A 12765-nucleotide genomic window follows, 5' to 3' on the forward strand; every position below is an offset into this window, starting at 1 on the left:
AATTTATTAGGGTAACTACAGTGCAAAAGTACTGTTAGTATATATATTCAATTTGATTGAACGGAGGAGTATTGAGATGGAGAAAAAGAAGTACGTTTACCTTTTTAGTGAAGGAAATGGTTCAATGAAGAACCTTCTAGGAGGTAAAGGGGCAAATTTATCAGAAATGATTTTACTAGGAATTCCAGTACCACAAGGATTCACAGTTACAACAGAGGCTTGTAATAAATATTACGAGGATGGAAAAATAATATCACAAGAAGTTATTGAAGAAATCCACGAAAAAATTACAGAACTAGAAAAGCTAACAGGAAAAGAGTTTGGTAGTTTAACAAAACCATTATTAGTATCTGTAAGATCAGGTGCAAGAGTATCAATGCCAGGTATGATGGATACAGTATTAAATCTTGGACTAAATGATCAATCAGTAGTTGCAATGGCTGATTTAACTAATAACCCAAGATTTGCATATGATTCATATAGAAGATTCATTCAAATGTTCTCAGATGTTGTTATGGGTATTGAAAAGAGATTATTTGAAAATCTAATAGATGAGATAAAAGAAGAAAAAGGTGTTGAATTTGACACTGATTTAACAGCTGATGACTTAAAGGTATTGGTTGGAAGATATAAAGAGCTTTATAAAAAAGAAATGGGAGAAGAGTTCCCACAAGATCCAAAAACTCAATTAATTGAAGCTATTACAGCAGTATTTAGATCATGGGATAATCCAAGAGCGATAGTTTATAGAAGATTAAACGATATTCCAGGGGAATGGGGTACAGCAGTTAACGTACAAGAAATGGTATTTGGTAATAAAGGAGAAACTTCAGGTACAGGAGTTGTATTCTCAAGAGACCCAGCTACTGGAGAAAACAAAATATATGGTGAGTACTTAATGAACGCACAAGGTGAAGACGTTGTTGCAGGTATAAGAACACCACTTCCAATAGCTAAATTAGAAGAGCAAAATCCAGCAATATATAAACAATTTACTGATATAGTTCATACATTAGAAAATCACTATAGAGACATGCAAGACATGGAAATAACTATAGAAGAAGGAAAGTTATATTTCTTACAAACTAGAAATGGTAAGAGAACAGCTCAAGCAGCTTTAAAGATAGCTGTTGATTTAGTTGAAGAAGGAATGTTAACTAAAGAACAAGCAATATTAAAGGTTGAGCCAAATCAATTAGATTCTTTACTTCACCCAGCTTTCCATACAGAAGATTTAAAGAAAGCTACACCAATTGCAAAAGGACTTCCTGCATCTCCAGGAGCTGCTTGTGGTAAAATAGCTTTCACAGCTGAAGAAGCTAAGGAAAGAAAAGAAAAAGGTGAAAATGTTGTTTTAGTTAGATTAGAAACTTCACCAGAAGATATAGAAGGTATGATAGCAGCAGAAGGTATATTAACTGTTAGAGGTGGTATGACATCTCATGCAGCGGTTGTTGCTAGAGGAATGGGAACTTGCTGTGTTGCAGGTTGTGGAACTTTAAAAGTTGATGAAGAAGCTAAGACTTTAGAGGTTAACGGAAAAGTTTATACTGATAATGATTATATTTCAATAGATGGTTCAACAGGAAATATATATGGAGAAGCTGTTAAGACAGTTACACCAGAAATATCAGGACATTTTGCTACATTCATGGGATGGGCAGATGAAATTAGAAAATTAAAGGTTAGAACTAACGCTGATACTCCAAGAGATACTAAGCAAGCAGTAGAGTTTGGAGCAGAAGGTATAGGTTTATGTAGAACTGAGCATATGTTCTTTGCAGAAGATAGAATAATGGCAGTTAGAGAAATGATTGTTGCTAAGAATGAAGAGCAAAGAAGAAAAGCTCTTGAAAAATTACTTCCAATGCAAAGAGAAGACTTTATTGGAATATATGAAGCTTTAGGTGGAATGCCAGCAACTATAAGATTCTTAGATCCACCACTACATGAATTCTTACCACATAACGATGAAGACATAACATCATTAGCTAAGGAAATGGGATTAACATTTGAAGAGTTAAAATCAACTGTTCAAGAATTACATGAGTTTAATCCTATGATGGGTCATAGAGGATGTAGATTAGCAGTTTCTTATCCAGAAATAGCTGAAATGCAAACTAGAGCTGTAATTGAAGCAGCAATAGAAGTTAAAAACTCAAAAGGCTTTGATATTGTTCCAGAAATAATGATTCCACTTGTTGGAGAAATAAAGGAATTAAAATATGTTAAAGATATAGTTGTTAAGACAGCAAAAGAAGTTATGGCAGAAAAAGGTGTTGAATTAGAGTATAAAGTTGGTACTATGATAGAAATACCAAGAGCTGCATTAACTGCTGATTCAATTGCTAAGGAAGCAGAGTTCTTCTCATTTGGAACAAATGATTTAACTCAAATGACATTTGGATTCTCAAGAGATGATGCTGCTAAATTCTTAAAGGATTACTATGAAAAGAAAATTTACGAACAAGATCCATTTGCTAAGCTAGATCAAACTGGAGTTGGAGAATTAGTTAAGATTGCAGTTGAAAAGGGTAAATCAACTAGACCAAATATTAAACTTGGAATATGTGGAGAACATGGTGGAGATCCATCATCAGTAGAGTTCTGTCATAATATTGGATTAGATTATGTATCATGCTCACCATTTAGAGTTCCATTAGCAAGACTAGCAGCTGCACAAGCACAAGTTAGAAATAAAAGATAATTTATAAAAGAGGAGGTGTTAAACCTCCTCTTTAAAATTTTACATTATAATGTTTTTCAAATGAATTCATAAGCTCATAAATAAATTCTAATTGATTAGCTGTCCTATCTAAACCTTTTTCAAGAAGCTGAATAAAAGCATTTTTATTACATTTCCTTATATTTTTATAATAATCTCTTGATAATTTCCAAAATTTTTGAGGAAAAGCAATATAGGCTAAGATATATTTTAGGTCTGAACTAGTTAAAGTATTTTCCTCCATATATTTACCAAGAACTTCTAAAGTTAAATTTATTTGCCAATTAGTACTTTCTCTTTTCAATAATCTTCTTAAAAAATATGATATATCTCTAGAACAATAATCCATTTTACACTTATCAAAATCAATAAGAGATATTTTATTGTTGTCTATTAGTATATTTTTATTTACGTAATCTCCATGACAAAGAGATTTTGAAAGTTCATTAGGAATAATTGATGATGATACTTCAAATGAAATTTTGGCAAGTTCTAAGTTTTCATTAATATTTTCTAGGAATATTTTTGAAAATCTATCGTTGTATTTGTGAGCATTATTAATGCTTAATAGTAGTTGGTTAAAATGTTTTGATATAGTTTCGTTATAATTTTCAAAACCTTCTCTTAAGCTACTGCCAGCTATTGGAGAAAAGTTTTTAGAAGCTATATGTAGTTTGCCTAATGTTTTCGATGATAATAAAACATGGTCTAAGTTATCAAAATCACATTTTTCACCCTTAAGCCAAGGTGTCAATATAAATAGCATATCTTTATATTTAACATATCTATTTCCATCAATAGTAGGTAATAATTTAGGAACATTGATTCCATTCCTATAGCACCATTCCATAGCAGAATATACATATAAAAGATTTGCTTCATTATAATAAACTTTTTTCAAACAATAACTTTTGTTATTAAAATCTATTCTATATACAGCCCTTTGTTTTTCTGTATCTTTAAATTTAATACTGAATATAGATGCTTTCTGAAGGTTATAATGAGATAAAATATTATTCTTTATTTCATTAACAGGAAGCAGTTCTTCTCTTAAATCTGATAATAGGTTTTCCATTACTATCTCCTTATATAATTATTCATTATTAAGATATTAGTAAAAAAAGGAAAATATACTTGATATAAAGAAAATATAATTGGTATTAAATATATTATTATAAAATATGTTTAAATAGAGGAAAAAAGAGAAAAATATAGAATATGTAATATAGAGGTGAGATATATGAATGTAAGAGAAAAAATAGAGAATTTCGAAAGGTTGACATTAGTTCCTCATGCTACTTTTAGTACCTCAACTTTAGGAAGAAAAAGAGATGAAAAAAGTGATGCTATAAGAACCTGCTTTATGGTTGATAGAGATAGAATCATTCATAGCAAGTCTTTTAGAAGATTGAAACACAAGACTCAGGTTTATATAAAGACTTTTGGTGATCATTATAGAACAAGGTTAACCCATACATTAGAAGTATCTCAAATTGCAAGAACAATAGGCAGTGGAATTGGCTTAAATGAATATTTGATTGAAGCTATATCATTAGGACATGATTTAGGGCATGTAGCATTTGCACACAATGGTGAAGAAGTATTGAATGAGTTTTTGGAAGGTGGATTCAGACACAATGAACAAAGTGTTAGAGTAGTTGAAAAACTTGAAAAAAACGGCTTAGGATTAAATTTAACAACAGAAGTTATAGATGGAATATTACATCATAGTGGTCTTGATAATGGAAATAATAAAGCTAAAACATTAGAAGGAAGAGTAGTAAAGGTAAGTGATAAAATAGCATATCTAAATCATGATATCGATGATTCGATAAGGGCTGGACTTTTAAGTGAAGATGTATTGCCAAAGGAAGTAATAAAGGTATTAGGTAAAACTCATTCTCAAAGGATTGAAACTTTAGTTACAGACGTAATAGAAAATACTACACAGGCGTTAAATAACAATGAAGTTGATATAAAATTTAGTACTGAGGTTTGGGAGGCTATGACAGAGCTTAGAAGATTTATGTTTAAAAATATTTACTTAGGGGATATTTTAAAAGTAGAGAGAAATAAAGCAAAATTTATTTTAGAAAACATTATAAATTATTACTATACTCATGTGGATGAATTACCAACTATATATAAAGAAATAGCTAAAGAAGAAGGATTAAAAAGAGCAGTTGCAGATTATATAGCTGGAATGAGTGATGATTATTGTTTAAATAAATTTAACTCTCTATTTGTACCAAAATTAGTAATATATTAAATAAATGGGTACAATAAAAAGTGTAGATTTAAAAGGAATTTTGAATTTGATAAAGAATATAAATAAAGAAGATTTAATAAATTTTCATAAAAAATTTCCTTTAAAGAAGGAAATAGAGAAAAAATGTCGAAATGAATATAAGTTGACGAAAATTATTAGTAAGGAGGTGAATCTCCTTGCAGATTTCTGAAGAGATTCTAGAAAAGGTAAAAGAACAAAATGATATAGTAGATGTAATATCTGAGTCGGTTAGACTAAAGCGATCTGGAAGAAACTTTTCAGGACTATGTCCATTTCATAATGAAAAATCACCTTCATTTTCAGTATCACAAGATAAACAAATATATAAATGTTTTGGGTGTGGAGAATCAGGAAATGTAATTACTTTTGTTATGAAAAATAAAAATATGCCTTTTGTTGAAGCAGTTAAGTATTTAGCTGATAGAGTTAATATTACAATAGAAAGTGATAAAGGGAGAATAAGTCCGGCTGCTAAAAAGAGAGAATTACTCTATAAAGTTAATGTTGAAGCAGCAAGGTTCTTTTATTCAAACTTAAGATTAACAAAAGAAGCAAAGGAATATTTTTTAAATAGGGGTATTAAGGAAGAGACAATAAAAAGATTTGGATTAGGATTTGCAAAGGATAGTTGGAATAATTTATTGTTTCATTTAAGAAAGTTAGGTTTTAAAGATGATTTATTGCTTGAAGCTGGATTAATATCAACATCTGAGAGAACAGGCAATAAATATGATAGGTTTAGAAACCGGGTTATATTTCCCGTATTTGATTACAGGGGGAAGGTAATAGGTTTTGGAGGAAGGGTTTTAGATGATTCAAAACCTAAATATTTAAATTCTCCTGAAACCTTGGTCTTTCAAAAAGGAACTAATCTTTATGGACTAAACTTTGCAATAAAAAGCAAGATGCAAGAAAGATATTTCATTATTGTCGAAGGATATATGGACTTAATAACTTTGCATCAGTATGGAATAACAAATGTGGTGGCTTCATTAGGTACAGCTTTAACTACAAATCAAGCAAGATTATTAAGACGGTATGCAGATAAGGTAATAATCTCATATGATGCGGATATAGCAGGGCAAGCAGCAACTATGAGAGGTCTAGATATATTAAAAGAAGCAGGATTTGACGTTAGAGTTTTAAGTATTCCACAGGGAAAAGATCCAGACGAATATGTAAGAAGTAATGGAAAAGATGCATTTATAAAATTAATAAATAATGCTGAAGGCTTAATTGATTATAGGCTTAAGAAGGCAGAAGAAGGGATTAACATTAAAGATAGTAACGATTTAATTAAATATGGAAAAAGAGTTACAGAGATATTAGCAAGTGTTAATTCTATAGAAAAGGATGTTTATATTAAAAAAATATCTGAAAATACAGGTATAAGAGAGCAAACATTATATGATTTATTATCAAAAGAAATGACAAAAAATATAAAAGAAAATAATTTTATGAATAATAAGGAAGAAAATGGAACAAAATTATATTTAGAGCCAGCGTTTATAAAAGCTGAGAGATCTTTAATGAAATTATGTTTAAACGAGGAGTATTTTGATTATATTAGTCAATTAATAAGCCAAGATGAGTTAATTCTTCCAGAACATAAGGAGATTTTTTCTATTATTAAAGAAGCTAAAAAGGGAAATATAAATAATATAATTACTTTTTTAGAATCAAAATGTACAAATGTAAAGACAATCGAAGAAATTGTAAAAATAAAAGAACATCATGTACTAACAGGTAAAGATAATAAAAAATTAATACAGGATTTTATCAAGCAATTGGATAATTATAAATTGAATCAAAAACTAAATGAATTAAAACGCAAGCAAAAAGTATTGGAATCACAGGGGAAAATTGAAGAATCTATACAAATCGCAATTGAATTAAAAAGTGTTAATGATCAGTTAAAGAGAGGTGCAAAGTAGTAGGTGGCAATAACGGAAGGAGGTAACAAAATGGTAGATGAAAAAACAAAAGCTAAACAAGGCAAAAAAGAGAATGAGGACAAAAATAGCAAAATGACTATAGTTAAAAATCTACTAGATAAAGGAAGGAAAAGTGGTACTTTAACATATAAGGAAATAATGGATGAGGTTGAGCATATTGACTTAAGTCCAGAACAAATAGAAAAAATTTATGAAGTGCTAGAATCAATGGGAATTGAAGTTATAGGTGAGCCTAATGGAGCAGATGAAGTTGAAGAAGAATTAGACTTAGACTTAACTATTCCAGAAGGAATTGCAATAGATGACCCAGTAAGAATGTACTTAAAAGAAATTGGAAAAGTTCCTTTATTATCTTCTGAAGAAGAAATAGAATTAGCAAATAGAATAGAACAAGGGGACCAAAGAGCTAAGAAAAAATTAGCTGAAGCAAATTTAAGACTTGTTGTAAGTATTGCTAAAAGATATGTTGGAAGAGGAATGCTATTTTTGGACCTTATACAAGAAGGAAATCTAGGGCTTATAAAAGCAGTAGAAAAGTTCGATTATAGAAAGGGCTTTAAATTTTCTACTTATGCTACATGGTGGATAAGACAGGCAATTACAAGAGCTATTGCTGACCAAGCAAGAACTATTAGAATACCTGTACATATGGTAGAAACTATAAATAAGCTAATAAGAGTTCAAAGACAATTGTTACAAGAACTTGGAAGAGATCCATTCCCCGAAGAAATATCAAAGGTTATGGATTTACCAGTAGATAAAGTAAGAGAAATTCAAAAGATAGCTCAAGAACCAGTATCTCTAGAAACTCCTATAGGTGAGGAAGAAGATTCACATCTTGGAGACTTTATACCAGATGACGATGCTTTAGCACCAGCAGAAGCAGCTGCATTTACAATGCTTAAAGAACAATTAATAAATGTATTAGATACTTTAACTCCTAGAGAGGAGAAAGTATTAAGACTGAGATTTGGGTTAGATGATGGAAGAGCAAGAACTCTAGAAGAAGTTGGTAAAGAGTTTAATGTAACAAGAGAAAGAATAAGACAAATAGAAGCGAAAGCTCTTAGAAAGTTAAGACATCCTTCAAGAAGTAAAAAATTAAAGGATTATTTAGATTAGCACCAAAAGGTGCTAATTTTAATTTAGCAAGGAGAAGAATTATGGAACTAAGCGAAAGATTAAATTTTATAATTAAACACATTGAAAACACATCAGTATTAGCAGATATAGGAACAGATCATGGATATATTCCTTTATATGCACTGAAAAATGGAATTTGTAGTAAAGCAATTGCAGTAGACATAAATAAGGAGCCTTTAGATAAAGCAAGATTAAATGCTATATTAGAAGGCATGGGAGATGAATTAGAGTTTAGGCTAGGTGATGGGCTTAAAGCATTAGAAAAAGATGAAGTTGAAGTAACTGTAATTGCAGGTATGGGTGGGAATTTGATTAGAGATATACTTGAATCACAAATTGAAAAAGTTGACTCTATGAAATACTTAATACTTCAACCAGCACAAAATCCGGAAGTGTTGAGAGAGTATCTTTATAATAATAATTATGAAATAATAAGTGAAGATCTTTGTTTAGATGAAAACATATATTATGAACTTTTTAAGGTAAGACGAAAAGAGGGCGAAGCTACTAGTTTAGATTCAATATATTATGAAGTAAGTCCAAAACTTTTAATGCAAAAACATCCTTTAATGAAGGAATACTTAATTTCAAAAGTTGAAAACTATAAAAGAATTATTAGTTTTATTACAGAAAGTACTGTTAATGCAAGTGAAAGAAGAAAATCTATACAAGAAAAAATAGATGTTATTACTAATATGATTAATTTTCTATAAGGAAGATGCTTATGAAAAATGTTAAAGATATTATTAAGATAATGGAAGAATTTGCTCCTAAAACATTAAAAGAAGATTTTGATAACGTAGGATTAATGGTAGGGGATAAAGAAAAGAAGGTAGAAAAAATACTTTTAGCTTTAGATTGTACCTTAGATGTTATAGAAGAAGCAAAGGAAAAAAAGATAGATTTAATAATAACTCATCATCCTCTTATATTTAGAAAACCTAATAGTATAACTACTGATACTTTAATAGGTAGAAAAATAATAGAACTTATTAAAAATGATATCAGTTTATATTCTAGTCATACTAACCTAGACTCAGCTGAGAAGGGTTTGAATGAAACTATAGTAAATATATTAGGGTATGAATCTAAAGAACTTCTAGAGGTTAATAAGAGGGCTAGAAATAGTAATGAAGGTCTAGGAAGAATTATTAGATTAGAAGATTATATTCAATTGGAAGATTTAATTAAAGATATTAAAGAAAAGTTAAACATAAAATCTTTAAAGGTTGTTAGAGGTAGCGAAAAAGTAAAAAATATTGCAGTTATAAATGGAAGTGGCAGTGACTTTTTTGAAAGAGCATACCAAAAAGGAGCAGATTGCATAATAACTGGTGACACAACTTATCATTATGCATCTGATTATAAAGAAATGGGAGTATCTATAATAGATACAGGTCATTTTTCATCTGAATGGATTGTTTTTTTAGAAGTTATAAACAAAATAAAAGATAAATTACAAGACTTAGAAATATTAATATCTACTAAAAGTGAAGATCCTTACACATTTGTGTAAGGTCTTTTTTTATACACAAAATTTTGAGGTTAAGCATAATATTAATAATAAGAATATTATTGGGAGATGAACTATGAGTAAATCATATTATAAAAAGAAAAACAAATCATGGACAAAAGTATTTCAAGATGGTTTTAAAGATATATGTGATGGTATAGGTAAAAATATTGGAAAGGGTGGAGTCTTTTTTAAAAACTGCGTAAATCCAGGCGCTAGGTTATGTATATTCATACTTATATTATTAACTTTATTACTTTCTGGAATAGGATTTTACTCTTGGGTTATATTAATTATGTTAGTATTAATACTACAATTTGTGTAAATTGTAAAAAATATCATTTGCATTATTAATTAAATTATGTTAAGATAATCTTCGCGAGTAAGACATGCAATCGCTGCTAGACTAGATCTAGGAGAGGAAAGTCGGAGCTCCATAGGGCAGGGTGCTGGATAACGTCCAGTCAAGGCGACTTGAAGGAAAGTGCAACAGAGAGATACCGCCTAAATTTTTAGGTAAGGGTGGAAAGGCGAGGTAAGAGCTCACCAGCATCATGGTGACATGATGGCTATGTAAACCCCACCTGGAGCAAGGTCGAATAGGGAAACAATTAGGAGTTGCCCGCTCCGTTTCCGGGTGTACCGCTTGAGCTTATTGGCAACAATAAGCCTAGATAGATGATTGCTTAATACAGAACTCCGCTTACGGCTTATCTCGTAACATGAAAAACACTAGGTTAATGTCTAGTGTTTTTCTTTTTTTATGCACCATAATGTTTAACAAATATAAGCATAATATCATATTATGTTTATATAGATGAATCCTTTTAGTTATTAAGGAGTTTATCTAATTATGGAGGGAAACTTATGATGAATTTTTGTAGAACTTGTAATGAATTTGCTAGGATACTTGGTGCTAATATTTTAAGTAAAGATAATAATGTCTGTACAGTAACATTTATGAGAAATATAAGAGCAGAAATATTAGGAAGAAGAACACGATCACCATTAGCTTTGTCAGCATTATTTTCTTTTGAGTCTCCAGATAATAATGGTAGAACTCTTAATTTAGGAGAAACAGTTATACTTCAAAGTGAAATAAATGATTTTATATCTGCGTTAAGAGCGAGAGGAATACTAGTAACTGCATTGCATAATCATTGGCTATTTGATAATCCTAGACTTATGTATATTCATTTTGAATCAATAGATAGACCATTGGATTTTGCTAGAAAGGTTGCAGAAGCTTTAAAGGTATTAAGGAGATAGTATAATAGTTTAAACAATTTTTATGGGATATCTATATTTTTAGATATCTCATTTTTAATAAAAATAATAGAGAAAAATAATATTTTTTTATTAAAAAAATATCAAATTACATAGGCTATATTAGGATAAGTGTTAATTCGCTTAAGAGTATTAATGAGTATATTTTTACTAGCATAATATTTATCATTATTAGAAATATATTAGTTTTGTTTAAGCATATTAAAATTGTACACGAGATATGTAAAGGAGAATGATATTTATGAAAGTAAAGATTGTATGTGATAGGGATAATGAAACAAAAGAAGTGGATTTGCCTATGAATGAAGATATATTATTAAAAATTCAAGGCAGTGTACTTGATAGAGATACAGTAGGATACATAGCAGGAGCAAATGTGAAATATTATGATGAGAATGGTAATGAGATAGAAAATATTTTTCTTTTAAATAGATAGTTGAAAAAGTGAATATTTAGCATATAAATTTAATTTTGACTTGATAAAAATAAATAGCACTTAGGATTGATATCCTAGGTGCTATTTTTAGTTGAACTTTAAGTATCTTAGAATACCAGGTAGAAAGCAGTATGAAAAAAATCTACCTGGAAAATAATTAACTACTTGATATAGATAATAAATCAAAGACAAGTTTTATGTCAATTAGAACTTTAATAAATTAAGAAATTTTAGTTTTAATAATAATAAATTATGGTTATAAAAAGTGTATTTAAATAGTATTAAATAATGTATATAAATTATAAAGGAAGGGTACCTAATATTAGAATATAACTCGCAATATTAAATAAGTTAAAGAATATAAAAAGAGGTGAGTTTAATATGGAAAATTTGATAATATTAATTTTTGTTTCTTTATTAGCAGAAAGTGTTTGGGAAACTTTAAAAATGATATGGCAAAATGGTAAATTATCCATAGATAAAATAGGAGCGCTTTGTATAGCTTTAGTAATAACTTTTTCAACTAAATTAGACTTATTAGAGCTTTTAAGTATAAAGTCAAGTATACCATTTCTGGGAATAATACTGACTGGAATATTAATAAGCAGAGGATCAAATTTTATACACGATCTTTTAGTTACTATAGGAACAGTGAAGATAAATAAAAATGGAAGCTAGTTTTATATAAGGAATAATATGAAGTTTAATAATTTTTTGTAGTAGTATCTAGAATTAAATATAGTAACAAATTTAATTATTATATTAAGTGTATTTAAATAATAAAAATATATATTAATAAATTTATATTAAAATTAGATTTTAAGTTTTTTATTTAAGAAATAATTTTTTTAATTTAGTTAATACTATAAATAACTAATAAAATCTTACGAAGGAGGAATTATTATGGGACAAAATAATAATGTAAAAGAAAAGAATAATAGTAGCATCTTGGGATGGATTGGAAGATTAATATTAGTAGCAGTTATTTTAGGAATAACATCATTTTTAACTCCTGGATTTAGTATTCATGGATTATGGTCTTATTTATTAGCAGCAGTTGTTATAACTGTGTTAGATTATTTAGTAGAGGCATTTATGGGTGTAGATGCATCTCCATTTGGAAAAGGAGTAAAAGGGTTTGTAATTGCAGCTGTGATTTTATATTTAGCACAATTTTTGGTACCAAATATGAGAGTATCAATAATTGGAGCGTTAATAGCTGCAGTAGTAATAGGAGTATTAGATGCTATATTCCCATCAAGAGTTATGTAGATTTAATTAGTTTAATTATTATAAAATTGTAAAGTAATAGAACTCTCAGTTAGAGAGTTCTATTACTTTAGAAGTATACTAACTTAAAAGTGCGTACTTGATTTGTAAAAGTATATTTCTTATACTAAATATAGATTAAACTTA

General features: G+C 28.9%; 12 protein-coding genes and 1 other RNA gene. 12 read left to right on the top strand and 1 reads right to left on the bottom strand.

Translation table 11 applies throughout. From position 1 onward, the window contains the following. Positions 1-76: 76 nt before the first annotated feature. Entirely contained in the window at positions 77-2707 is a 2631-nt protein-coding gene (gene ppdK / locus I2E83_RS08530) for a pyruvate, phosphate dikinase (protein WP_195263276.1), read from the top strand. A gap of 31 nt (positions 2708-2738) precedes the next feature. On the opposite strand, the gene I2E83_RS08535 is transcribed toward ppdK, so the two are convergent. Next, positions 2739-3800, bottom strand: a complete 1062-nt coding sequence (locus I2E83_RS08535; protein WP_195429421.1) for a CotS family spore coat protein — start codon at positions 3798-3800, stop codon at positions 2739-2741. Positions 3801-3965: 165 nt separating this feature from the next. Between I2E83_RS08535 and I2E83_RS08540 the strand changes: the two genes are divergently transcribed. The 11 genes from I2E83_RS08540 (at position 3966) to I2E83_RS08590 (ending at position 12621) form a co-directional block, all read left to right on the top strand. Then, positions 3966-4994: a deoxyguanosinetriphosphate triphosphohydrolase gene (locus I2E83_RS08540; RefSeq protein WP_195263278.1), complete on the top strand. Its 1029-nt coding sequence runs from the start codon at positions 3966-3968 to the stop codon at positions 4992-4994. A 176-nt stretch (positions 4995-5170) separates the two neighbouring features. Then, the gene (dnaG, locus tag I2E83_RS08545) at positions 5171-6949 is read left to right on the top strand and encodes a DNA primase (RefSeq protein WP_195263279.1); all 1779 of its coding nucleotides are present in this window, start codon (positions 5171-5173) and stop codon (positions 6947-6949) included. A 30-nt stretch (positions 6950-6979) separates the two neighbouring features. Next, positions 6980-8092, top strand: coding sequence for an RNA polymerase sigma factor RpoD (gene rpoD, locus I2E83_RS08550; RefSeq protein ID WP_195263280.1), 1113 nt, complete (start codon positions 6980-6982; stop codon positions 8090-8092). A gap of 41 nt (positions 8093-8133) precedes the next feature. Further along, complete coding sequence (locus tag I2E83_RS08555; protein ID WP_195263281.1) at positions 8134-8826, top strand: class I SAM-dependent methyltransferase; 693 nt, start codon at positions 8134-8136, stop codon at positions 8824-8826. 11 nt (positions 8827-8837) lie between these two features. Beyond that, positions 8838-9629 carry a Nif3-like dinuclear metal center hexameric protein gene (locus I2E83_RS08560; RefSeq protein ID WP_195429423.1) on the top strand — a complete coding sequence of 264 codons (792 nt, stop codon included), beginning with the start codon at positions 8838-8840 and terminating at the stop codon, positions 9627-9629. A 73-nt stretch (positions 9630-9702) separates the two neighbouring features. Then, positions 9703-9951, top strand: coding sequence for a hypothetical protein (locus I2E83_RS08565; RefSeq protein WP_195263283.1), 249 nt, complete (start codon positions 9703-9705; stop codon positions 9949-9951). Between the two features lie 54 nt (positions 9952-10005). Next, an RNA gene (rnpB, locus tag I2E83_RS08570) (RNase P RNA component class A) lies at positions 10006-10348 on the top strand. Between the two features lie 145 nt (positions 10349-10493). Continuing rightward, positions 10494-10895 (top strand): DUF1259 domain-containing protein, encoded by a 402-nt coding sequence (locus tag I2E83_RS08575; protein ID WP_195263284.1) that lies wholly within the window; start codon positions 10494-10496, stop codon positions 10893-10895. A 259-nt stretch (positions 10896-11154) separates the two neighbouring features. Next, entirely contained in the window at positions 11155-11349 is a 195-nt protein-coding gene (locus tag I2E83_RS08580) for a hypothetical protein (protein ID WP_195429425.1), read from the top strand. Between the two features lie 381 nt (positions 11350-11730). After that, the gene (locus I2E83_RS08585; RefSeq protein ID WP_195429427.1) at positions 11731-12027 is read left to right on the top strand and encodes a hypothetical protein; all 297 of its coding nucleotides are present in this window, start codon (positions 11731-11733) and stop codon (positions 12025-12027) included. A 225-nt stretch (positions 12028-12252) separates the two neighbouring features. Continuing rightward, complete coding sequence (locus I2E83_RS08590; RefSeq protein ID WP_195263287.1) at positions 12253-12621, top strand: phage holin family protein; 369 nt, start codon at positions 12253-12255, stop codon at positions 12619-12621. Positions 12622-12765 lie beyond the last annotated feature (144 nt).

Source organism: Clostridium sp. D46t1_190503_E9, from assembly GCF_015555225.1.
In the GTDB taxonomy this organism is placed as follows: domain Bacteria; phylum Bacillota; class Clostridia; order Clostridiales; family Clostridiaceae; genus Clostridium.